Annotated in this window: 22 protein-coding genes; 16 read left to right on the top strand and 6 right to left on the bottom strand. The window is 63.5% G+C overall.

Features of this window, described 5'->3' with window-relative positions; all coding sequences use genetic code 11:
- Positions 1 to 576, top strand: a complete 576-nt coding sequence (locus NCR35_RS12975; RefSeq protein WP_250534653.1) for a barstar family protein — start codon at positions 1 to 3, stop codon at positions 574 to 576.
- Between the two features lie 87 nt (positions 577 to 663).
- Here the strand turns inward: NCR35_RS12975 and NCR35_RS12970 are convergent, their stop codons facing one another.
- Together NCR35_RS12970 and NCR35_RS12965 are read right to left on the bottom strand one after the other, a co-directional pair.
- A complete protein-coding gene (locus NCR35_RS12970) occupies positions 664 to 1,401 on the bottom strand; it encodes a 16S rRNA (uracil(1498)-N(3))-methyltransferase (RefSeq protein ID WP_250534652.1) in 738 nt (245 codons plus the stop codon).
- A gap of 48 nt (positions 1,402 to 1,449) precedes the next feature.
- Positions 1,450 to 1,863: a VOC family protein gene (locus tag NCR35_RS12965; protein WP_244847227.1), complete on the bottom strand. Its 414-nt coding sequence runs from the start codon at positions 1,861 to 1,863 to the stop codon at positions 1,450 to 1,452.
- Positions 1,864 to 2,224: 361 nt separating this feature from the next.
- Between NCR35_RS12965 and tkt the strand changes: the two genes are divergently transcribed.
- On the top strand, positions 2,225 to 4,276 hold the full coding sequence (gene tkt / locus NCR35_RS12960) for a transketolase (RefSeq protein ID WP_250534651.1): 2,052 nt from the start codon (positions 2,225 to 2,227) through the stop codon (positions 4,274 to 4,276).
- Positions 4,277 to 4,324: 48 nt separating this feature from the next.
- Positions 4,325 to 5,335 (top strand): type I glyceraldehyde-3-phosphate dehydrogenase, encoded by a 1,011-nt coding sequence (gene gap / locus NCR35_RS12955; protein WP_250534650.1) that lies wholly within the window; start codon positions 4,325 to 4,327, stop codon positions 5,333 to 5,335.
- A 60-nt stretch (positions 5,336 to 5,395) separates the two neighbouring features.
- Here the strand turns inward: gap and NCR35_RS12950 are convergent, their stop codons facing one another.
- Together NCR35_RS12950 and fur are read right to left on the bottom strand one after the other, a co-directional pair.
- Positions 5,396 to 5,785 carry a hypothetical protein gene (locus NCR35_RS12950; protein WP_244847224.1) on the bottom strand — a complete coding sequence of 130 codons (390 nt, stop codon included), beginning with the start codon at positions 5,783 to 5,785 and terminating at the stop codon, positions 5,396 to 5,398.
- 260 nt (positions 5,786 to 6,045) lie between these two features.
- Entirely contained in the window at positions 6,046 to 6,474 is a 429-nt protein-coding gene (gene fur / locus NCR35_RS12945; RefSeq protein ID WP_159836963.1) for a ferric iron uptake transcriptional regulator, read from the bottom strand.
- 228 nt (positions 6,475 to 6,702) lie between these two features.
- Between fur and NCR35_RS12940 the strand changes: the two genes are divergently transcribed.
- The 9 genes from NCR35_RS12940 (at position 6,703) to NCR35_RS12900 (ending at position 16,004) form a co-directional block, all read left to right on the top strand.
- On the top strand, positions 6,703 to 7,506 hold the full coding sequence (locus NCR35_RS12940) for an outer membrane protein assembly factor BamE (protein WP_250534649.1): 804 nt from the start codon (positions 6,703 to 6,705) through the stop codon (positions 7,504 to 7,506).
- 130 nt (positions 7,507 to 7,636) lie between these two features.
- A complete protein-coding gene (dapB, locus tag NCR35_RS12935) occupies positions 7,637 to 8,434 on the top strand; it encodes a 4-hydroxy-tetrahydrodipicolinate reductase (protein ID WP_250534648.1) in 798 nt (265 codons plus the stop codon).
- 14 nt (positions 8,435 to 8,448) lie between these two features.
- Positions 8,449 to 9,114 (top strand): MotA/TolQ/ExbB proton channel family protein, encoded by a 666-nt coding sequence (locus tag NCR35_RS12930; RefSeq protein ID WP_250534647.1) that lies wholly within the window; start codon positions 8,449 to 8,451, stop codon positions 9,112 to 9,114.
- A 10-nt stretch (positions 9,115 to 9,124) separates the two neighbouring features.
- Positions 9,125 to 9,547 carry an ExbD/TolR family protein gene (locus NCR35_RS12925; protein ID WP_250534646.1) on the top strand — a complete coding sequence of 141 codons (423 nt, stop codon included), beginning with the start codon at positions 9,125 to 9,127 and terminating at the stop codon, positions 9,545 to 9,547.
- A 330-nt stretch (positions 9,548 to 9,877) separates the two neighbouring features.
- Positions 9,878 to 12,472, top strand: a complete 2,595-nt coding sequence (gene leuS, locus NCR35_RS12920) for a leucine--tRNA ligase (RefSeq protein WP_250534645.1) — start codon at positions 9,878 to 9,880, stop codon at positions 12,470 to 12,472.
- 59 nt (positions 12,473 to 12,531) lie between these two features.
- A complete protein-coding gene (locus NCR35_RS12915) occupies positions 12,532 to 13,083 on the top strand; it encodes an LPS-assembly lipoprotein LptE (protein WP_244849157.1) in 552 nt (183 codons plus the stop codon).
- A 21-nt stretch (positions 13,084 to 13,104) separates the two neighbouring features.
- Positions 13,105 to 14,187 carry a DNA polymerase III subunit delta gene (gene holA / locus NCR35_RS12910; protein WP_250534644.1) on the top strand — a complete coding sequence of 361 codons (1,083 nt, stop codon included), beginning with the start codon at positions 13,105 to 13,107 and terminating at the stop codon, positions 14,185 to 14,187.
- 108 nt (positions 14,188 to 14,295) lie between these two features.
- Entirely contained in the window at positions 14,296 to 15,567 is a 1,272-nt protein-coding gene (locus NCR35_RS12905) for a glutamate-5-semialdehyde dehydrogenase (protein ID WP_250534729.1), read from the top strand.
- Between the two features lie 20 nt (positions 15,568 to 15,587).
- Positions 15,588 to 16,004 (top strand): CopD family protein, encoded by a 417-nt coding sequence (locus tag NCR35_RS12900; RefSeq protein ID WP_244847216.1) that lies wholly within the window; start codon positions 15,588 to 15,590, stop codon positions 16,002 to 16,004.
- Between the two features lie 30 nt (positions 16,005 to 16,034).
- Here the strand turns inward: NCR35_RS12900 and NCR35_RS12895 are convergent, their stop codons facing one another.
- A complete protein-coding gene (locus tag NCR35_RS12895) occupies positions 16,035 to 16,874 on the bottom strand; it encodes a MurR/RpiR family transcriptional regulator (RefSeq protein WP_248320492.1) in 840 nt (279 codons plus the stop codon).
- Positions 16,875 to 17,173: 299 nt separating this feature from the next.
- Here NCR35_RS12895 and edd point away from each other — a divergent pair, with 299 nt between their 5' ends.
- Both edd and eda read left to right on the top strand, forming a co-directional pair.
- Positions 17,174 to 19,081, top strand: coding sequence for a phosphogluconate dehydratase (edd, locus tag NCR35_RS12890; protein ID WP_250534643.1), 1,908 nt, complete (start codon positions 17,174 to 17,176; stop codon positions 19,079 to 19,081).
- 80 nt (positions 19,082 to 19,161) lie between these two features.
- Positions 19,162 to 19,794, top strand: a complete 633-nt coding sequence (gene eda / locus NCR35_RS12885; protein ID WP_175945030.1) for a bifunctional 4-hydroxy-2-oxoglutarate aldolase/2-dehydro-3-deoxy-phosphogluconate aldolase — start codon at positions 19,162 to 19,164, stop codon at positions 19,792 to 19,794.
- Between the two features lie 240 nt (positions 19,795 to 20,034).
- Here the strand turns inward: eda and NCR35_RS29875 are convergent, their stop codons facing one another.
- Positions 20,035 to 20,163, bottom strand: coding sequence for a hypothetical protein (locus NCR35_RS29875; RefSeq protein ID WP_284502978.1), 129 nt, complete (start codon positions 20,161 to 20,163; stop codon positions 20,035 to 20,037).
- 765 nt (positions 20,164 to 20,928) lie between these two features.
- On the opposite strand from NCR35_RS29875, the gene NCR35_RS12880 reads away from it, so the two are divergent.
- Together NCR35_RS12880 and NCR35_RS12875 are read left to right on the top strand one after the other, a co-directional pair.
- Positions 20,929 to 22,086 carry a DUF2827 domain-containing protein gene (locus NCR35_RS12880; protein WP_350029199.1) on the top strand — a complete coding sequence of 386 codons (1,158 nt, stop codon included), beginning with the start codon at positions 20,929 to 20,931 and terminating at the stop codon, positions 22,084 to 22,086.
- The gene (locus NCR35_RS12875; RefSeq protein WP_250534642.1) at positions 22,083 to 23,234 is read left to right on the top strand and encodes a DUF2827 domain-containing protein; all 1,152 of its coding nucleotides are present in this window, start codon (positions 22,083 to 22,085) and stop codon (positions 23,232 to 23,234) included. The genes NCR35_RS12880 and NCR35_RS12875 overlap by 4 nt, the downstream gene beginning before the upstream one ends.
- Positions 23,235 to 23,268 lie beyond the last annotated feature (34 nt).

Genomic DNA, 23,268 nt, shown 5'->3' with positions numbered 1-23,268 from the left:
ATGAGCGACAACATCTACGCGCACGACAACGGCGTTGCGGGTGATTTTTTCGCAACCGGCGACGGCAACCTGTTCCAGCGAGTATTGCGGCTACGCATGACAGAACACGACAACAGACCCGATGACGAGCCGAATCATTCGAACGAGCATCCGGCGGGGCATCCGCAGGACGAGTCGGAGTCTCTGTTTGCGACGGTGCGGCCGAACATCGTGCAGTCCATCCGCGCGTTTCGCGTGCAGGAACTCGCCGACGAGGCCAACCGCCTCGGCCAGCACTTTCTGTATGCGTATCTCGGCCAGGCGCAGAGCAAACAGGAAGTGCTGGAAACCATCGCGACCTCGTTCCTGTTTCCGAAGCACTTCGGCAAGAACTACGACGCCCTCTACGATTGCCTGACCGACCTCGTTCATCGCGCGGGTTCGCAGCCGGGGTTCGTGATCGTGCTGGAGCAGTTGCCCATCGCGCAGAAGTTCGACAAGGAAGGTCGCGAAACGCTGCTCGACGTGTTCCGCGATGCCGCCGAATTTTGGGCCGAGCGCCGCGTGGCGTTCCGCGTGTTCTATTCGTTCGTCTGAGTTCGTCTGAGTTCGTTCGATCGCGTCAGCCGTTAGCAGAACAGCCCGTCACCGGGCTGTTTGCTTTTGTGGCGGCCGGGCGCGCGCTCACCATCCGCCCCAGCGCGCGGCCAGCGCCGCGAGCACCGCGATTCCCGCCGTTTCCGTGCGCAGCACGCGCGGTCCGAGGCCGAGCGCCGCGAAACCCGCCGCGACGATCTCGCTTTCTTCTTTCGGCGAAAAGCCGGCTTCCGGACCGATTACGAGCGTGACGCGGCCGCGCGGCGGCTCCGAAGGCAGCGCGGCGAACGACACGTCGGCGCCAGGCGAAAGCAGCAGCCGCAGGTCGCCATCCGCAGCGGCTGGCAATGACGCCAGCCACGCGCTCAGGTCGCGCGGGGCGGCCACTTCCGGCACGCGATTGCGCCCGCATTGCTCGCAAGCGGCGCGCGCGAGCGCTTGCCAGTGCGCCTGACGCCGCAACGCCCGCTCGCCCGCGAGCCGCACGACGCCGCGCTCGGCCGTGAGCGGCACAATCTGCGCGACGCCCAGTTCCACCGTCTTTTCGATCAGCCAGTCCATTTTGTCGCCGCCCGCGACGCCCTGCGCGAGCGTCACGCGATACGGCGGCTCCGCTTCGCGTTCGCTGTGCGCGTCGATGCGCGCGAGCGCCGCGCGTTTGCCGATCTCGACGAGCGCGCCGTGATACTCGCCTCCGGTCCCGTCGAAGAGCGTGATGGCGTCGCCGTTCTGCAAACGCAGCACATGAACGTGGCGCACGACGTCGTCGGGAAGAGAAGTGGTCTCGCCCGCCGCGAGCGGGCCGTCAACGAAAAAGCGTGGCATGGGATCGATCACGGACGCACGGTCCGCGGATAGCGCCTTGCGGCGAGTTCAACGAAGATGGCGCGCAATCGCCCAGCGATAACCGTCCGGGTCTTCGATCTGCGCGAAGCGGTCGCCCCAGAACTGGTCCTGCGGCTCGATGAGCGGCTTTGCGCCGACGGCGAGCGCCTGCGCGAAGGTGGCATCGACATCGTCGACATAGAGATAAAACGACTGCGGCGCCATCTGGCCCGCGCTCTTCGGCGTGCGCGCCTGCGATCCGTACGCGCCCTCCGGCGCGAACATCAGAATCAGTTGCCCGCGATACGTCATCTCGACGTGGATGATGGTGCCGTCGTCGTTCACGCTGTCACGTACCGCGAAGCCGAACGCCTTCTCGTAGAACCCGACGCTCACGCGCGCATCGCGCACGGTGAGATAGGGCGTGAGCCACGGGACGTCGGCGGGGCGAGGGTCAGTCATCGAAAGCACTCCTTGAGGCCTTTTGCTCGTACCAGTGAGGGGCATTTTGCCATGAGGCGCGAACCGCCCGCGGCGCGTGGCGGCGTTTCAACGCGATGAACGGCTTCGCGCGGCTGCAGGGAACATGCCCGCGAACGCCGGAAGCCGCACGTTCGGCGCCGTGTCGCACGCCTGTCCATCGGACCCGTCTGTTAGAATGACCGCCTCCCGATCCTCGTCGTTTCTCGTCGTTCCGGTACTGAAAACGCGGTGTGCCGCGGGTCCGGCGTCCGGTGCGAAGTACCGGTCAGACGCAGCGTCAAGAAGCACCGTGGATCATTCCAGCACTGCCTCACTGCTCCCGTAGCCGCCGACACCCGACATGACGATCCCGACTTCCAGCCCGACCGCCCTCATGGCCAACGCAATTCGCGCGCTCGCCATGGATGCCGTTCAACAAGCCAACTCCGGCCACCCCGGCATGCCCATGGGCATGGCCGAGATCGGCGTCGCGCTGTGGTCGCGCCATCTGAAGCACAACCCGTCGAACCCTCACTGGTTCGACCGCGATCGTTTCGTCCTGTCGAACGGTCACGGCTCCATGTTGCTGTACGCGCTTTTGCACCTCACCGGCTACGACCTGCCGATGAGCGAGATCAAGAACTTCCGCCAGCTGCATTCGAAGACGCCGGGCCATCCCGAAGTGGGCATCACGCCGGGCGTCGAGACGACCACCGGCCCGCTCGGCCAGGGCGTCGCCAACGCGGTCGGCATGGCGCTCGCCGAAGCGCTGCTCGCCGCCGAGTTCAACAAGGCGGACGCGAAGATCGTCGATCACCACACGTACGTGTTCCTGGGCGACGGCTGCCTGATGGAAGGCATCTCGCACGAAGCCTGTTCGCTCGCGGGTACGCTGAAGCTGAACAAGCTGATCGCGCTGTACGACGACAACGGCATTTCCATCGACGGCCACGTCGAGCACTGGTTCCACGACGACACGCCGAAGCGCTTCGAAGCGTACGGCTGGAACGTGATTCGCGCCGTGGACGGCCATGACGTCAACGCAGTCGATGCCGCCATCGCCCAGGCGAAGCAAGCCGACAAGCCGACGCTCATTTGCTGCCGCACGGTCATCGGCAAGGGCGCGCCGACGAAGGCGGGCGGCCACGACGCGCACGGCGCGCCGCTCGGCGGCGACGAGATCGCGGCCACGCGCGCCGCGATCGGCTGGCAGTACGAGCCGTTCGTGATTCCGCAGGAAGTCTATGCAGCGTGGGACGCGAAGGAGCAGGGCGCGCGCGTGGAAGGCGAATGGAACAAGGCGTTCGACGCCTATCGCGCCAAGTACGCCGAACAGGCCGCCGAGTTCACGCGCCGCATGAAGGGCGAACTGCCCGCTGACTGGAAGCAGAGCGCCGCGAAGATCATCGAGGACGCGAACCAGCGTGCGGAAACGGTGGCGACGCGCAAGGCATCGCAACAGGCCATCGAAGGGCTCGCCGCCGCGCTGCCGGAGCTGCTCGGCGGTTCGGCCGACCTGACCGGCTCGAATCTCACGAACTGGAAGGCGTCGAAGGCCGTGCGCGCCGCCGGCGACGCGGAGAACGCGAACGCGGGCCACGCGGGCATCCAGTGGGGCAATCACATCAATTACGGCGTGCGCGAATTCGGCATGAGCGCGGCCCTCAACGGCATTGCGCTGCATGGCGGCTTTCGTCCGTTCGGCGGCACGTTCCTGACGTTCTCGGACTACAGCCGCAACGCGCTGCGCGTCGCCGCGCTGATGAAAGCGCGCTCGATTTTCGTGTTCACGCACGATTCCATCGGCCTCGGTGAAGACGGTCCGACGCACCAGTCGGTCGAGCACGTCTCCAGCCTGCGTCTGATTCCGCAGTTGCAGACGTGGCGCCCAGCGGATACCGTGGAAACGGCCGTCGCATGGACGCATGCCATCGAACACGAAGGCCCGTCGACGCTCATTTTCAGCCGCCAGAACTTGCAGTTCTCGCCGCGCAACGACATTCAGATTGCGAACATCGCGAAGGGCGGTTACGTGCTCGTCGACTGGAACGACGACATTCCCGCGCGCAAAATCATCCTGATCGCGACGGGTTCGGAAGTGCAGCTCGCGTTGCAGGCCGTGGAGGCGCTCGCGAAAGAAGGCATCGGTGCGCGCGTCGTCTCGATGCCCTGCACGAACCTCTTCGACAAGCAAGACGCCGAGTACCGCGAGCGCGTGCTGCCGAAGGGCGTGGCGCGCGTAGCGATCGAAGCGGGCGTGACGGATTTCTGGCGCAAGTACGTGGGCCTCGAAGGCGGCGTGGTCGGCATCGACACGTTCGGAGAGTCCGCGCCGGCCGGTGCGCTCTTCAAGCACTTCGGCTTCACGGTGGAGCACGTCGTCGAAACGGCGAAGGCCGTTCTGGCAGCGTAAGCATCCGCGTGCAGCGAAGCAGGTTTTTTTAAGCCAAGGAGATAGACCATGACGATTCGCGTTGCAATCAACGGCTACGGCCGGATCGGCCGCAACACGTTGCGCGCCTTCTACGAGAACGGCAAGAAGCACGACATCGAGATCGTCGCCATCAACGATCTCGGCGATGCCAAGACGAACGCGCACCTGACGCAGTACGACACCGCGCACGGCAAGTTTCCCGGCGACGTGTCGGTGGACGGCGACTACCTCGTCGTCAACGGCGACAAAATCCGCGTGCTGGCGAACCGCAACCCGGCCGAACTGCCGTGGGGCGAGCTGAACGTCGACGTTGTGATGGAGTGCACCGGTTTCTTCACGACGAAGGAAAAGGCGAGCGCGCACATCAAGGGCGGCGCGAAGAAGGTCATCATTTCCGCGCCGGGCGGCAAGGACGTAGACGCGACCATCGTGTACGGCGTGAACCACAACGTGCTGAAGGCATCGGACACCGTCATCTCGAACGCATCGTGCACGACGAACTGCCTCGCGCCGCTCGTCAAGCCGCTGAACGACAAGATCGGCCTCGTCAACGGCCTGATGACCACGATCCACGCGTACACGAACGACCAGGTCCTGACCGACGTGTATCACGAAGACCTGCGCCGCGCGCGCTCGGCCACGCACAGCCAGATTCCGACGAAGACCGGCGCTGCGTCGGCGGTCGGCCTCGTGCTGCCGGAGCTGAACGGCAAGCTGGACGGCTACGCGATCCGCGTGCCGACCATCAACGTGTCGGTGGTGGATCTGTCGTTCATCGCGGCGCGCGACACGACGGTCGAAGAAGTCAACAAGATCATGAAGGAAGCGTCGGAAGGCGAGCTGAAGGGCATCCTCGGCTACAACGAAGCGCCGCTGGTGTCGGTCGACTTCAACCACAACCCGGCTTCGTCGACGTTCGACGCGACGCTCACGAAGGTGTCGGGCCGTCTCGTGAAGGTGTCGAGCTGGTACGACAACGAGTGGGGCTTCTCGAACCGCATGCTGGATACGGCGGTCGCGCTCGCGAACGCGAAGTAACGTTCGGTCCGCTGAAATGACAAAGCCGCTCCTCGGAGCGGCTTTGTTTTTTGCGCGGCGTTATGCGAACCGCTGGCGCAGGAACGAAATGACGTAAGGCGTCGCGGCCGCCGCGACCGTCGACGCCGTGCCCGGGTCGAGGCCCATGCGCGCGCCGATGGATTCCGCGATGCGTCCGGTGAGCACGCCTTCGCCGCCTTCTTCCAGCGACTTGAAGAAGCCGTCGCCGCGCACGAGTCCCGCCGCGAACGCCGCAAAGAAGCTCTTGCCGGGATGGTCGCCCAGCAAGCCCTGGCTCTGTTCTTCGGCGTGCGCGTGCGCCGTTTCCGCAGCCGTACTAAGCATTTGCTGACTGTCTTCCTGGCTGAAGCCCTGATCGGTCAGCGCCTGCGTGGCTTGCGCCCCGTGCGACGAAGACAGAAATTCTGATACGAGTTGTTGCACGTCCATTGACGTTACTCCTTTGACGTTCGCTAATTGCAGGTCCGCGGAAAGCTGATTGAAGCCACGGAGGGCTAGTGATCGCTGGCGGCCGGTGCTATGACAGCGGCTGTCGCGGGAAGTGCCTGCGTCAGCGGAGACGGGCGTCGTTATCGGAATTCGCCGCATAGGGACGAGGATGGACGAAACAAAACCGCCGTCCATCGAAGCCGATGGACGGCGGCTCATTTTGGTCACTATGCTTTCGCGCCCGGCCGGGCGCATGCCGCTCAGTGCTTGCGGTGCGGGCAGTTTTCCTTGGTGCAGGCGCCGTAGAGCGCGAGCGCGTGCTCGTGCAGCTTGAAGCCGCGCTCCTTCGCGATGGACTGCTGGCGGCGTTCGATTTCGGCGTCGAAGAACTCTTCGACGCGCCCGCAGTCGATGCAGACGAGGTGATCGTGGTGCGAACCTTCGTTCAGTTCGAACACCGCTTTGCCCGATTCGAAATTGCTTCGCGAGAGCAGGCCCGCTTGCTCGAACTGCGTGAGCACGCGGTACACGGTGGCGAGCCCGATATCGAGTTCTTCGTTGAGCAAGTTGCGATACACGTCTTCAGCGGTCAGGTGACGCACCGGACTATGCTGGAAGATTTCCAGAATCTTGAGGCGGGGCAGGGTCGCCTTGAGCCCGATATTTTTCAGATCGGAGGGATTGGTCATGGCTAGGCATCCCTAGAGTACAATTCAAGGTTCTCATAGTAATGCGTTTTTCCGAATCCTGACATCTCATGCGGAAAGTACGCAAAACCGCGCGGAAGGCACGTAATAACGACGCAGAAGCGCACTGAGAGCGGAACGAGAAGCGCGGCGTTGTCAGTGTCATCGGCGCTGTGCGCGAAAGGTGAAATGATCTCAAAATTTTTATCGAATTGCAGGGAGAGCCGTCGCATGCGGGGAACCATCATCGCAGCAACCCTCGCCGCGCTGCTCGCGGGTTGCTCGACGTACGACAGCGTCACGCAGAAGATCGCGCAGAGCATCACGCCATACCGCATCACGGTCGTGCAGGGCAACTTCGTTTCGCAGGAAGCGGCGAGCCAGATGCAGGTCGGCATGTCGCGCGATCAGGTCAGGCAACTGCTCGGCACGCCGCTGCTCACCGACATGTTCCACGCGGACCGCTGGGACTACGTCTTTTACTTCAAGCGCGGTTCCACCTCCGTCGTGCAGCAGCGTGACTTCGTCGTGAATTTCGCGAGCGATCGCGTCGTGAGCTGGTCGGGCGGCGAGAATCTGCCGTCGAACCTCGAATTGCTCGCGGAAATCGACGGCGACCGGGGCTTGAAGGTCGCGAAGGCGCCAACGGCGCCCGCAGCCGTGGCGGCGGCATCGGCGGCGTCGGCGGCTTCGGCAAGCACCGTGACCGCGCCGCCCGGCGAGCCGTCCACGCAGCCGAACACCGCGGCCGCCTTCGCGGGCGACGCGAACCAGCAAGCCGCGCAGGCTGCGAATCGCGCGACGGCGCAAGTCGAAATGCCGACTGGCCGCACGCAATCGTCCGTGCGCCCGAACGTGCCGCAAAGCGCGGGCGCGGCGCCCGGCGCGGCCAGCGTGGGCGGCAACTCGCAGATCCAGTTGCAGCGCAAGCCGCAGACGATCACGATTCCGGACAGCAGCGCCGTCGGTCCCGCGAGCACGTCGCCGGCTCCGGCCAACGCGGGCGGACAAGCGCAGTTCAGCATGCCGCAGTAACGCGGCTCAGAAGCAACGTCGGCAAGGCGCGCCGTCCGCGCCTTGCCGGACAGACCGGCGTCGCGGGCGCTCACCGCGTGACGCCGTATCAATCAGCCGCGCTCGCCGCGCGGTTCAACACGAGACAGCCATGAAGATCGCCATCGCCGGGGCGTCGGGCCGCATGGGCCGGATGCTGATCGAAACCGTTCTCAACGATTCCGACGCGCAACTCGTCGGCGCGCTCGACCGTCCGGGCGTGCCGCAGCTCGGGCAGGACGCAGGCGCCTTCCTCGGCAAGACCACCGGCGTCACGCTCACCGACGACATCGAGCGCGTGTTCGCCGACGCCGACTATCTGATCGACTTCACGCGCCCGGAAGGCACGCTTGCGCATCTCGAAGCGGCGCTGCGTCATAACGTGAAGATGGTGATCGGCACGACGGGCTTCTCCGACGAGCAAAAGGCGCAGTTGAAGCAGGCCGGCGACAAGATCGGCGTGGTGTTCGCGCCGAACATGAGCGTCGGCGTGAACGTGACGCTCAAGCTGCTCGAATTCGCCGCGAAGCAGTTCGCGCAGGGTTACGACATCGAGATCATCGAGGCGCATCACCGGCATAAGGTGGATGCGCCGTCCGGCACCGCGCTGGCGATGGGTGAAGTGGTGGCCCGCGCGCTCGGCCGCGACTTGAACGACTGCGCCGTCTACGCGCGCGAAGGCGTGACCGGCGAGCGCGATCCGTCGACCATCGGCTTCTCGGCGATTCGCGGCGGCGATATCGTCGGCGATCACACGGTGCTGTTCGCGGGCATCGGCGAGCGCATCGAGATCACGCACAAGTCCGCGAGCCGTCTGTCGTATGCACAAGGCGCGCTGCGCGCGGTGCGCTTCCTCGCCGCGCACGACAAGGGCTTTTTCGACATGCAAGACGTGCTCGGCTTGCGCTGAGGCGTTTACGGACGATGGCGGCAACGGGCGTTATCCACTATCTGCAAAGCGGCGATGCCGTCACGCATGCTGTCGCGGGCGTGCTGCTCGCCATGTCGCTCGCGAGCTGGTGCTTCCTGCTCGTGAAGGCGTGGGTGCTGGCGCGCGCCAAATGGCAGGGGCCGCTCGCGCTGCAACGCTTCTGGCAGGCATCGACGCTGAAGGACGGCATTGGCGCGTTGCGCAGCGCGGATCGCGAGCGCGTGTATCTGCCGCTCGCCGAAGCGGCGTGGCGCGCAGCCGAAGCGGAAGTGCCCGGCGCGCTGCTTGCCGGCGTCGAGCGCAACGAGCGCGTGTTGCGCGCGCTGCGCCAGGCGTTGCTGCGCTCGCAGCGTCGGCTCGAATTCGGACAGGTGCTGCTCGCGTCGGTGGGCAGCACGGCGCCCTTCGTCGGCTTGCTCGGCACGGTCTGGGGCATCTATCACGCGCTCGGCAGCATTGCGGCGAGCGGGCAGGCGATGATCGAAAACGTCGCGGGGCCGGTGGGCGAGGCGCTCATCATGACCGCGTTCGGTCTGGTCGTCGCGATTCCGGCGGTGCTTGCGTACAACGTCCTTGGCCGCTACGTGCGTCAGATCTCCGAGGAACTCGACGGCTTCGCGCACGATCTGCACGCGTTCGTGTGCGGCGAGAAAGAATAGGGAGCGCGCGATGGCCTTCGGCGGACTCGACAACAAGCCCAACGGCTCGCCCATGGCCGACATCAACATGACGCCGCTCATCGACGTCATGCTCGTTTTGCTGGTGATCTTCATCATCACCGCGCCGCTTTTCACGCACGCCATCCGGCTCGATCTGCCGAAGGTTTCGTCGCAGCCGGCGCGCGAGACGCCGCAGACCATCACGCTTTCCATCGACGATAAAGGCAAGCTCTATTGGAACGACGCGCCGATCAGCGCCGCTGACATGCGCGCGCGCTTCGCCGCAGCCGGCAAGGCGGCCGAGAAGCCGGAGCTGCATCTGAGGGCGTCGAGCGGCACGCGCTATGAAATCGTCGCGCAGGTGATGGGCGCGGCGCAGCAGGCCGGAATCGAGCGGATCGGTTTCGTGACGCAGCCCGTGCCGGCGCATTGAGACGTTCAGATTCGGCCTATGCCGTTCGGCTGAATTGCCGGGTGAACGCGCGCCGCGCAAACTTCCAGCGAACGTTGCAGTAATTGGCCCGAAAAACGCGCGGCCAGCGGCTTTGCGAATCCAGGACACGGGGAGAGCGGACGGTATAATCGCCCTTTGCCCGTCCAACGCGTCCCGCGTCAATCAGAGCAGGCCCGATTCCGCCGTTGCATGGCGCGAGTCGCGCCACCCGGTCGACCACGCAGCGTCTGGATTCGCCACCGCAAGCCAGCGGCCAAGCCCAACGAAGCTCGCGCCCGTTCACAGCATCAAGCGTAAAGCCATCACACCATGCACGATAAATACGTACCCGCCGACGTCGAATCCGCCGCGCAGAGCAACTGGCGCGCGAACGACGTCTACCGGACGACCGAGACGTCGGCCAAGCCCAAGTTCTACTGCGTCTCGATGCTGCCGTATCCGTCGGGCAAGCTGCACATGGGGCACGTGCGCAACTACACCATCAACGACGTGATGTACCGTTATCTGCGCATGAACGGCCACAACACGCTGATGCCGATGGGCTGGGACGCGTTCGGCATGCCCGCCGAAAATGCCGCGATGGCCAATGGCGTGCCGCCCGCGAAGTGGACGTACGACAACATCGCGTACATGAAGAAGCAGATGCAGTCGATGGGCCTCGCCATCGACTGGTCGCGCGAAGTCGCCACGTGCTCCCCCGAGTACTACAAGTGGAACCAGTGGCTGTTCCTCAAGATGCTGGAAAAAGGCATCGCGTACAAGAAGACGGGCACGGTGAACTGGGACCCGGTCGACCAGACGGTGCTCGCGAACGAACAGGTCATCGACGGGCGCGGCTGGCGCTCGGGCGCGCTCGTCGAGAAGCGGGAGATTCCGATGTACTACCTGCGCATCACCGATTACGCGGATCAACTGCTCGACGATCTCGAAGGCCTCGGCTGGCCCGAGCGCGTGAAGATCATGCAGCAGAACTGGATCGGCAAGAGCTTCGGTGTCAACTTCGGCTTTCCGTATGAAATCGACGGCGAGGCGAAGCTCTTGCGCGTGTTCACTACGCGCGCCGACACCATCATGGGCGTGACGTTCGCAGCGATCGCGGCGGAGCATCCGCTCGCCACGCGTCTTGCGCGCGACAACCCCGGTCTGCAGGCGTTCATCGAGGAATGCAAGCGCGGCGGCGTCGCGGAAGCCGACGTCGCCACGATGGAAAAGAAGGGCATGGCGACCGGCTTTTTCATCACGCATCCGCTGACGGGCGAGAAGGTCGAAGTGTGGATCGGCAACTACGTGCTGATGTCCTACGGCGAAGGCGCCGTGATGGGCGTGCCGGCGCACGATGAGCGCGACTTCGCGTTCGCGAAAAAATACGATCTGCTGATCAAGCCGGTGATCGCCGTCGAAGGCAAGACCTACTCCACCGCGGCGTGGGAAGAGTGGTACGGCGACAAGACGGCCGGCCGCCTCGTCAACAGCGGCAAGTACGACGGCATGACCACCGAGGAAGCGATCGATGCGATCGCCGCCGACCTGAAAGCCAAGGAACTCGGCGACAAGCAGGTCACCTGGCGTCTGCGCGACTGGGGCATCTCGCGCCAGCGTTACTGGGGCACGCCGATCCCTATCATCCACTGCCCGAGCTGCGGCGACGTGGCGGTGCCGGAGAAGGATCTGCCGGTCGTGCTGCCGGAAGACCTCGTGCCGGACGGCACGGGCAATCCGCTCGCGAAGTCCGAAGCGTTCCTGAACTGCTCGTGCCCGAAGTGCGGCGCGGCGGCAAAGCGGGAAACCGACACCATGGACACGTTCGTCGATTCGTCGTGGTACTTCTCGCGCTACAGCGCGCCGGATGCCGCGACGATGGTCGACGAGCGCACCGATTACTGGATGCCGATGGATCAGTACATCGGCGGTATCGAGCACGCCATTCTCCACCTCTTGTACTCGCGCTTCTGGACGAAGGTCATGCGCGACATGGGCCTCGTGAAGTTCGGCGAGCCGGCCAAGAACCTGCTGACGCAGGGCATGGTGCTCAACGAGACGTTCTATCGGGAAGACGTGAGCGGCAAGAAGACCTGGTACAACCCGCTGGAAGTCACCGTGTCGCACGACGACAAGGGCCGTCCGACGGGCGCGACGCTGATCGCCGACGGCCAGCCGGTCGTGCTCGGCGGCGTTGAAAAGATGTCGAAGTCGAAGAACAACGGCGTGGATCCGCAGACGCTCATCGACCAGTACGGTGCCGATACGGCGCGTCTCTTCGTGATGTTCGCCGCGCCGCCGGAGCAATCGCTCGAATGGTCGGGCGCGGGCGTCGAAGGCGCGAGCCGCTTCCTGCGCCGCGTGTGGCACTTCGCGCACGACAACGCCGAGGCGCTGCGCCAGCACCGCAAGCTGGACGCATCGAAGCTGAGCGACGCCGACCGCGCGCTGCGCCGCGAAATCTACACTGTGCTGAAGCAGGCCGATTTCGACTATGGCCGCCTGCAGTACAACACGGTCGTGTCTGCCGCGATGAAGATGCTCAACGCGCTCGACAGCGCGAAGAATGCAGGCGAAGGCGTGCTGAACGAGACCTTCGGCGTGCTGCTGCGGGTGCTGTATCCGGTCGTGCCGCACATCACGTTCCAGTTGTGGTCGGAACTCGGTTATGCCGACGAGTTCGGCCCGCTGCTCGACGCGCCGTGGCCGAAGGTCGACGAAGCCGCGCTCGAACAAGCGGAAATCGAACTGGTGCTGCAGGTCAACGGCAAGGTGCGCGGCGCGCTGACCGTGGCGAAGGATGCAACGCGGGAAGCCATCGAACAGGCGGCGCTCGCGCACGAAATGTTCGAAAAATTCTCGGAAGGCCGCGCGCCGAAGAAGATCGTCGTGGTGCCGGGGCGTCTCGTCAACGTGGTGGTCTGATGGCCAAAACTTGGGGATTCGATGTGAGCGTCAAAGCCGTCGAAAATCGCGCGGCGCGCGTGAGCCGGCGTACTTTCCTCGCGCTCTTGGGCGGCGCGGTGGCGCTGTCCGCGTGCGGCTTCCAGTTGCGCGGCGAGCAGGACTACGCCTTCAAGCGCCTGGCGATCAGCGGCGGCGCGCCGCAGATGGTCGGGCGGCTCGAACGCATGGTTCAGGGCGGAAGCGATACGGTTATCGTGAAGCCCTCGGAGAAGCCCGACGCGACGCTCTATCTCACGGAAGGCCAAGGTCTCAGCACACTCAGCCTGAATTCGCAGGGCGTGATCCAGGAGTACGAGCTCGTCTACAACCTGAGCTATACGCTCGTCGGCGCGGACGGAACCGTGCTGATTCCGCCTAGCGCCATCGCGCTGAATCGCGCGATGACGTATAGCAACCAGTACACGCTCGCGAAGTCGCAGGAAGCCACACTGCTCTACAACGACATGCGCAACGACGCCGTGGATCAGCTGACGCGCCGGCTCGCGGTCGTGCGTTCGCTGCATCCGACGCCGGCGGAGCAGACGCCGGGCATCGCGCCGCGGGCCCCGTTGCCCACGCCGCCGCTGTAACGCGCCGCGCGACTGTTCACCATGCAACTGAAGCTCGACGCGCTCGAAGCGCATCTCGCCAAAGGCCTGAAGGCGCTGTACGTCGTCTATGGCGACGAGCATCTGCTCGTGCAGGAAGCGTGCGACCGCATCCGGGCCGCCGCGCGCGCGGGCGGTTTCACGGATCGCACGGTGTTCACGGTCGAGCGCGGGTTCGACTGGAGCGCGCTCATCGGCGCGACGCAGTCGATGTCGCTCTTCGGCGACCGGCAGCTGATCGAGTTGCGCATTCCGACGGGCAAGCCCGGCAAGGAAGGCGGCGAGGCGCTGAAGACGCTCGCCGCCGCCGACAATCCGGACGTCGTGACCTTGGTCACGCTGCCGCGCCTCGATTCGGCAGCGCAGAAATCCGCGTGGTTCACCGCGTTGATCGGCGCGGGTGTCGCGCTGAAGGTCGATCCGGTCGACCGCGCGCAGTTGCCGATGTGGGTCGGTCAGCGGCTCGCGCAGCAAGGCCAGCGCGTCGCGCCGGGCGAAGAGGGCCGACGCGCGCTTGTCTTCATTGCGGAGCGTGTCGAGGGCAATCTGCTTGCCGCGCATCAGGAAATACAGAAGCTGGGGCTGCTTTATCCGCAAGGCGTGCTTACGTTCGAGCAGATTCACGACGCGGTGCTGAACGTCGCGCGCTACGACGTTTTCAAGCTGAACGAGGCGATGCTGACGGGCGACGTCGGCCGGCTTTCGCGCATGCTCGACGGTCTGAAAGGCGAAGGCGAAGCGGCCGTGCTCGTGCTGTGGGCGCTTGTCGACGAGGTGCGCACGCTGCTGCGCATCAAGCGCGGCGTGACGTCGGGCAAGCCGCTCGCGACGCTGCTGCGCGAAAACCGCGTATGGGGACCGCGCGAGCGGTTGATCGGCCCGGCGCTTTCCCGCGTGACGGAAGACGCGCTCGAACGCGCGCTTTCGCTCGCGGCGCGGCTCGACCGGCAGGTCAAAGGGCTTTCGGGTAGTTCCGCCACGGGTGCGCGCGGCAGCGAGCCGCCGCCCGATCCGTGGGCCGGCATGTTCGAACTGGCGATGGCCGTGGCGCAAGGCGCGTCGCCAGCGCCGCGACCGCGTCGCTAAATACGCGGTACGGCTTAGAATGATTCTTTGCGCGTCGGGCCATGCAACCGACGCGACTCCCATCTCACTGATGCCACGCTTTCGCAGCCGGCATACGGAATGATCCAGATGAACATCGACCAGTACATGACCGATCTCGGCCGCCGCGCGCGCGTGGCGTCACGCGCGATGGCGCGGGCGTCGACGGCGGCGAAGAACGCGGCGCTCGTCGCGGTGGCGGATGCGATCGAGCGGGAGCGCGACGCGCTGAAGGCCGCGAACGCGCGCGATCTGGATCGAGCCCGCGAGAAGGGCTACGACGCGGCGTTCATCGACCGTCTGACGCTCTCCGACAAGGCGCTCGGCACGATGGTCGAAGGCTTGCGGCAAGTGGCGTCGCTGGCCGATCCGATCGGGGAAATCAGCGGACTCAAATTCCGTCCGACGGGCATTCAGGTCGGGCAGATGCGCGTGCCGCTCGGCGTGATCGGCATCATCTACGAATCGCGGCCGAACGTGACCATCGACGCCGCCGCCCTCTGCCTGAAGTCCGGCAACGCGACGATTCTGCGCGGCGGTTCCGAGGCGCTGGATTGCAACACTGCGCTTGCCAGGCTGATCGGCGAGGGACTGCGGGCGGCGGGGCTGCCGCAGGACGCGGTGCAAGTGGTCGAGACGGCGGATCGCGCGGCGGTCGGCAAGCTCATCACCATGACGGAGTTCGTCGACGTGATCGTGCCGCGCGGCGGCAAAAGCCTCATCGCGCGGCTGATGGAAGAGTCGCGCGTGCCGATGATCAAGCATCTCGACGGCATCTGCCACGTGTACGTGGACGACCGCGCCGATCTCGCGAAAGCGGCGGCGATCTGCGACAACGCGAAGACGCATCGCTACGGTACCTGCAACACGATGGAAACGCTGCTCGTCGCGCGCACTGTCGCCGACGCCGCGTTGCCCAAGCTCGCGCGTGCGTTTCAGGCGAAAGACGTCGAACTGCGTGTCGACGCGGCGGCGCGCAAGGTGCTCGAAGCGGCGCAGATCGGCGGGCTCGTGGATGCCACCGGCGAAGACTGGAGCACCGAATATCTCGCGCCGATTCTGGCGGTGAAAATCGTCGACGGTCTGGACGAGGCCATCGGCCATATCAACACGTACGGCTCGCATCATACGGACGCGATCGTCACCGAAGATCACGACCGCGCCATGCGCTTCCTGCGCGAAGTGGATTCGGCGAGCGTCATGGTCAACGCGTCGACGCGCTTCGCGGATGGCTTCGAGTTCGGGCTGGGCGCGGAAATCGGCATCTCGAACGACAAGCTGCACGCGCGTGGCCCCGTCGGACTGGAAGGGCTGACATCGCTGAAATACGTCGTGCTCGGTCACGGCGAAGTGCGTCAATAAGAACGACCCAAAGAGAAACGATGCTCTGGATCAAATCGCTGCATATCGTGCTGGTCGCCTCGTGGTTCGCGGGGCTGTTCTACTTGCCGCGCATTTACGTCAATCTCGCGATGGAGAAGGACCCGGCAGCGACCGCGCGCCTGCTGCTGATGGCGCGCAAGCTCTTTCGCTTCATGACGTTCATCGCGGTCCCGGCGCTCGCGTGCGGGCTGTGGCTGTGGCTGGACGTCGGCATCGGACGCGGACAGGGTTGGTTGCACGCGAAGCTCGGCATCGTCGTATTGCTGATCGCCTATCACGCGTATTGCGGCGTTCTGCTGCGCACGTTCCAGCGCGGCGAGAACACGCGCTCGGACAAGTGGTACCGCATGTACAACGAGTTGCCGGTGTTAGGCTTGCTCGGCGCGACGCTGCTGGTGGTCGTCAAACCGTTCTGATGTCTCTTCCGTGAGCCCGGCGGCGTCGGCTCACGTCCCCACCCGGCGTCCTTCCAGCACGTCCTTTGCCTCGGCGAGTTTCTCCGCCAATTGCGGTCCGCGCGCCAGTGCCAGTCCCACCGCCAGAATGTCGCCGATTGCGAGATGCGAGACGCGCGATGTCATCGGCGAAAAAATATCCGTGTCCTCATCGACATTCGCGAACAGGCCGACGCTCGCCAGCCGCGCGAGCGGCGAATTGCCGTGCGTGATCGCGATCACTTTCGCCCCGCCATTGAGCGCGGATTTGCACGCATCGAGAATGTCCTTCGTGCGGCCGGTGTTCGAGATGGCGACAACCACATCGCCGGGACCGAGCAGCGCCGCCGACGTCGTGTAAGTATGCGGATCGGCGTACGCGACTGACGGCACGCCGAGGCGGAAAAATTTGTGCTGCATGTCGAGCGCAGCGATGCCCGAGCCGCCCGCGCCATAGAACTCGATGCGCCGCGCATCCGAAAGAATCGCGATGGCCGCCGCCACGCTGTCCGACGACAAGCTGTTGCGCACCGCGATCAGCGCGCCGATCGTGCGGTCCAGCACTTTCGCCGCGACGCCGGCGGCGGGCTCGTCGCTGCGGACGTCGCGGTAGACGGTGGGCACATCCCCTGCGACGCTTTGCGCGAGCCGGATCTTGAACTCCCGGAATCCGGAGAAGCCGAGCGCCTGACAAAAACGCGCGATGGTCGGCTGGCTGACGCCGGCACGGGCTGCGAAATCAGTCATCGAAAGGTCGAGGACTTCGCGCGGCGCTTCCAGCACGTAATCGGCGAGCTTGCGCTCGGACGGGCGCAACTGCTCGCGCATTGCTTCGACTTGGGACAGCAACATCGGAAAACTCGCCTATGCTGGAATTTGCCTGCGACTATAGCCGATGAATCAGTTTGTACAAATACTACCTGCTTCGACACTCCGTTCTAAGGGAATTCCCTGAGATGCCGGTCGATAAAGGCGGTGACTTAGGCGTTCGCTGAATACGAGTGCGTGTCCGATGCATTGTCACCATGTAGTTTTTCTACTAATATGACGCCAAACGGCCAGCCACACAACAACGACGCAGCCGCCGTTCTTCGCGATTGTCCAATCCACAACTCGACGGCACGCGCGCCGCAGTGAGACAAGGAGCTTCGATGGTTTCCCCGCATTCACAACTCAAGAAGGTCACCGACCGCGTGATCCAGCGCAGCAAGTCCACTCGCGCGGCGTATCTCGCGCGCATCGACGCGGCGCACGGCAAGTTCCCGGCGCGCGGCGCGCTGTCCTGCGCAAACCTCGCGCACGGTTTCGCCGGACTCGAAGGTCAGGAGAAGTTCGCAATCAAGGCGGTGCGCGAGCCGAACATCGGCATCGTGTCGTCGTATAACGAGATGCTCTCCGCGCACGCGCCGTACAAGAGCTTTCCGGACATCATCAAGCAGGCGGCGCGCGAACACGGCGGCATCGCGCAATTCGCCGGCGGCGTGCCGGCCATGTGCGACGGCATCACGCAGGGCAATGCGGGCATGGAACTGTCGCTGTTTTCGCGCGAAGTCATCGCGATGAGCACGGCCGTCGCGCTCACCCACAACATGTTCGACGCGGCGCTGTGCCTCGGCGTCTGCGACAAGATCGTGCCGGGCTTGGCCATCGGCGCGCTGCAATTCGGTCATCTGCCGACCATCTTCGTTCCCGCAGGCCCGATGACGAGCGGCCTCACCAACGACGAGAAGGCGAAGGTTCGCCAGGAGTTCGCAACCGGCAAGTGCAATCGCGACGCGTTGCTCGAAGCGGAGGCCGCCGCGTATCACGGTCACGGCACCTGCACGTTCTACGGTACGGCCAACAGCAATCAGATGCTGATGGAAGTCATGGGCCTGCATCTGCCGAGCGCGGCGTTCGTGCATCCGCACACGCCGCTGCGCGATGCGCTCACCGCCGAAGCCGCGCGCCGCGTGCTCGATCTCACGCTCGAGCGCGGCAACTACACGCCGATCGGCCATGTGGTCGATGAGAAGGCGATCGTCAACGGCATCGTCGCGCTGCTCGCGACTGGCGGGTCGACCAATCACACGCTGCACCTCGTGGCGATCGCGCGGGCGGCGGGCATCGTGATCGACTGGAACGACTTCGACGAGTTGTCGCAAGTCGTTCCGCTGCTCGCCAAGATTTATCCGAACGGCAAGGCCGACGTGAACCACTTCCACGCGGCGGGCGGCGTGGCGTTTCTCGTGCGCAATCTGCTCGAAGGCGGCTTGCTGCACGAGGACGTGCAGACGGTCGCGGGCCGCGGCTTGTCGCACTACACGAAGGAGCCGAAGCTCATCGACGGCAAGTTGCAATGGGTCGATGGCGCCGCCGAAAGTCACGACACGAAGGTGCTGCGCGGCATTCGCGAGCCGTTCCAGCCGGACGGCGGCTTGCGGCTCATGCAGGGCAAGCTCGGGCGCGGCGTCATCAAGATTTCGGCGGTGGCGCCTGAGCATCGCGTGGTGAAGGCGCCGGCCATCGTCTTCAATTCGCAGGAAGAAGTGCAGGAAGCCTTCGACAAGGGCGAGCTGAAGCGCGATTTCGTCGCGGTCGTGCGCTTTCAGGGGGCGCGCGCGAACGGCATGCCGGAGCTGCATCGGTTGACGCCGCTTCTGGGCGTGTTGCAGGATCAGGGCTTCCATGTCGCGCTGGTCACCGACGGGCGCATGTCGGGTGCATCGGGGAAGGTGCCGGCCGTGATCCACGTGTCGCCGGAGGCGCTGTTGCACGGCCCGCTCGGCAAAGTGCGCAGCGGCGATATGCTCGTGATCGACGCGCCGGCTGGCGTGCTCGACATCGAGATCGATGCACGCGAGTGGGCGTCGCGCGAAGTCGAAGCGCCCGTGAATCAGGCGGAGAACGAAGTCGGCTTCGGGCGCGAGCTGTTCGGCGTGTTCCGCAGCGCGGCGTTGCCGGCCGAGGAGGGCGCGTCGGTGTTCGGTCCGCTGATCGGCGCGAAGACTGCGTCGACGGATGGCGGCGCGACGGCAGCTGCGAGCCACGCCGATCGTCAGATGGTGCATGGACGCTAGCGAATCGAGCCTCAGTTCGAACCTGAAGAAACCCGCGGTCCGACGACAGCGTCGCCGCACAAAAGAAGGAGTCGCATCACATGAAGACGGTAAGCGAAATCGTGCGTCTGGGCCCGGTCATTCCGGTGCTCGCATTCGATTCGGTCGAGCAGGGCGAACATGTATCGCGGGCCCTGCATGCGGGCGGCGTGAAGGTGCTCGAAATCACCTTGCGCACGGCGGCGGGCATCGGAGCGATCGAGCGCGCGAGTCAGCTCGCGGAGGACATCGTCGTCGGCGTTGGCACGATCACCAAGCCGGAGCATTGCGAACAGGCGAAGAAGGCGGGCGCACAGTTCGGCGTGTCGCCGGGCCTGACGAAAGACATGCATAAGGCCGCGCAGGACGCTGGATTGCCGCTGCTGCCGGGCGTGATGACGCCGAGCGACATCATTACCGCGATGGAACTGGGCTATGAAATCGTGAAGTTCTTTCCCGCGCAGCAGGCGGGCGGTGTTCCGATGTTGCAGGCGTTCTACGGGCCGTTCCCGAATCTGAAGTTCTGCCCGACTGGCGGTATTACTGCGGAGACGGCGTCGCTGTTTCTCGCGCAGCCGAATGTCGTCTGTGTCGGGGGATCTTGGCTGACGCCGAAGGCGGCGCTCGCTGCGCAGAATTGGGAGGAAGTGACGCGGCTAGCGCGTGCTGCGAGTGAGCTTGCACCGCAGAAGTAAAAAGGGTAGTGCGGGGCGGTCTCGCTGAACCTCTGCGGTGAGATCGCCTTGTGTGGGACCCGCTACGTTGCGTCTGGCGTTGTTCTTATGGCTAGATCGACGTCGCAACTCAACAGAACAAAGACCTCGCGGGAGAGCTCGTGCGCAGCACGGAATTCGTTGTCCGGTTCGGTTAACCCGAGCCGGACAACTTCATTACACCTTTAACGCGTGCCAGACCGGCTAGTGCGCTTACGGCGTTCAGGGCAGTATGCTTTGGGACGAGATGTTGATATTGACGGTTGTCGACGAAGTGGAACTGGAACTGCTCTTCGTGGAGCCGCCTGCCACTTGCGCTTGCGTCAACGCGCTGCGATCAATCTTAATCATGACGAGATTCCTGCTAATTAATAAATGGAACAGCTTGCCTCTGACGGAACGTTAACTCGCATTCGGCGCTGAGCTCCGATATAGAAGCTTCAGTGCCGGCGGTTATGCAAGGTCGTTCCTGATGGAAATGAACATGACGAGCATAAACTGACTTTCGGTCAGCTTGATTCGCTCATCCGGATTAACTACGGACGTCATGCTCGTCGCCATATTAGCAGTGGATGGTTATCTGCCGAATGACGACTATTCCGAATTGCCCAGATAAATAGAATGATAAAAAGCAATTGATTATCGGTTTAATTGCCCAGACGCGAAGATTATCGCCATTCGCCAAGTAATTGCCAGTTTTTGTCTGCCTGAAGTGTGCGGAACTCGGTGCCGCAGGCGGCAGTGACGCGTGCCGTGTACCGGAAGACCGCTACCTCTGCGCTCGAAGCGATAGCGTCCTGTCAAACCTCAACCAATTCGTTCCCTCCGTCTTCTTCTCGCCCACGTCCAGCGGCTGCGCTTCGCTTCCTTGCAGGATTCGAAACACTGGGACTACTCTTATAAATATCTGGATTGCTGGGAAAATTAGACAATCTTCTATATATTCAAGCGGTAGGCTGCCCGTTCGTCCTTGAGACTCATTGATGCTTCCGCTCGTCCGTAGGGGCTTCGGGCCGGGATGTGTAATTCCGCGGCTAGGCAAGCTTTGCCGATACAAAGCCGAAACATGCAGGTTCATTTCAAAACACGCAGTCCCGCATTTCTGAGATATCAACTGTGACTATTCGAATCGGAATATCTGTCGTCACGCATCAAGGACAAAACATTTGGCAGAATGGTCTCGGCCAGAACGTTGTATTCCTGGGTGAGGCGTTGCAGCGGTTGCCTTTCGTAGAAAGCGTTTCACTCATCGACGTCGGTGATCAGAACGTGTTGCCTCCGCAAGTGGATGCATCGGCGAAAGGCATGCGCATCATGCGGACCCACGACGCGACCGATAACGTCGACGTCATCTTCGAGATGGGTGGCGCGCTTGACACGCAGTGGCTCGACCTGATGCGTGCGCGAGGCAAAAAGGTCGTGTATTACTGTTGCGGCCAGCCGTATGTGGGACTCGTCGAATCGCCGGTGTTCGATAAACCGGTGCACGTGATGCGGCCGGACCGTTACGACGAGATCTGGTTGATGTCCAAAGACCGTCTCTCCATTCCGATGATGCGCACGCTTCACCGTTGCGCTGTGCATCTCGTGCCCTTTATCTGGCATCCGCAGTTTCTCGAGCAGCGCATCGCGGAGGTCAGCGAACATGGACTTCATTACGGATATCAGCCGCGCGCCGAGGGGTCGCTGAATGCTCATGCGCAGCGGCAGGGCTTCCGCGTGTCGATCTTCGAGCCGAATATTTCAGTTGTCAAAACGTCGAGCATTCCCATGCTCGCCTGCGAAGAGGCTTACCGGAGCGATCCTTCCAGCGTGTCACACATGCATGTGCTGAACACATTGCACATGAAGGACCATCCTACGCTCGTGCAGATGGCCAACTCCCTGAATATCGTAAAAGACAGCAAGGCGACGTTCCACGGGCGCAACGATATTGCGGGTTTCATGGCGCAATTCTCCGATGCTGTCGTGTCGCATCAATGGGGCAACGACCAGAATTATCTTTATCTCGACGTGCTGTATGGCGGCTATCCGCTCGTGCACAACTCGCCTTGGCTCGACGCCGGGTACTACTACCCGGGTTTCGACTCGCAGGAAGGCGGGCGCCAACTGTTGCGAGCGGCGCGGGAACACGATGCGTCGCTTGCCGATTATCGAGCCCGCGCGCAGCGTGTCATCGACTCGGTGAATCCCTTCAATCAAGCCAACCTGGACAGCTTTGCCGACCGGTTACTGAGCCTTTTCAAAGGTAGCGAGGCGAAGCTCGGCGTATGAACAAGCAAACCCATTCCCGTATGCCGGAACGGCTCAATGTCGGCGTATCGATTTTTATCCGTAAAGGCGAGCAGTCGCTCTGGGAAAACGGCATTTTCCAAAATTGCCTTTATCTTGTGATGTTGCTGAAACTCTCGCCGCGCGTGAAGGCCACCTACCTCGTGACGGGCGGGGGAGACGGCGGTCCGGAAGACGCGAAGCGTTTTCTGGTGGATTCGCCGGCGCCGCTCATCGACATGGAAACGGCGATGACCACGCTCGACGTGATGATCGAGATGAGCGCGCAACTCAACCGCGAATGGTCGATCAAGTTCCGGGAGAAGGGCGGCAAGATCATTACGATGCGCGTTGGTAACGATTATGTAATCGACATCGAGCGCATGATTTTCAACCTCCAGCACGCCTTGCTGATTTCGGGCGCGCCTTACGACGAAGTCTGGACGCTTCCCGAATACGAAAGCAGCTGTGCGCCGTATTTCGAGACGCTTTTCCGCGCGCCGGTCAAACTCATGCCGCATCTTTGGAGCCCGGTGGTGCTCGACCGCGAAGTCGCGAAGTTACCGGAAGGGCAGTCGTTCGGCTATCAACCTGGTCGCCGCCGCTGGCGTATCGGCATTTTCGAACCGAACGTCTGCATGGTGAAGACGAGTTTCATTCCCATGCTCTGCTGCGAGGCGGCGCATCGAGAGAATCCCGACATGATCGAGCGCATGTATGCCTACAACACATTCAAGTTGAAAGAGCATCCGGCGTTCGCGGGATTCGCGCAGAGCCTCGATCTTGTGAAGCACGGACTCGGGTTCTTCGAGGGGCGTTATCCGTTCGCGCAGATCGTGCCGGTGTCGGTGGATGCCGTGGTCAGTCACCAGTGGGAGAACCCGCAGAATTACGTCTATTACGAGGCGTTATACGGTGGTTACCCGCTCATTCATAACTCGCATCTCATCGGGAATTGCGGCTACCGCTATCACGATTTTGACTGCGAGGAAGGCGGTAAGGCGTTGCGTCGCGCTTTCACGGTGCACGACGAAAATCTGGAGAGTTACCGTGCGACAGCCAAAGCGTTCCTCCATACACTCGATCCGGAGAACGAAGACAACGTGCGTATTTACACGCAGGCGATAGAGGCAGTTTACGCGAGAACATGATCGCAAAATCAATTGAACGGACAGCGCGGCACTG

Source organism: Caballeronia sp. AZ10_KS36 (genome assembly GCF_023631105.1).
Taxonomy (GTDB): domain Bacteria; phylum Pseudomonadota; class Gammaproteobacteria; order Burkholderiales; family Burkholderiaceae; genus Caballeronia.
This window is presented reverse-complemented; position numbering and strand designations above follow the sequence as displayed.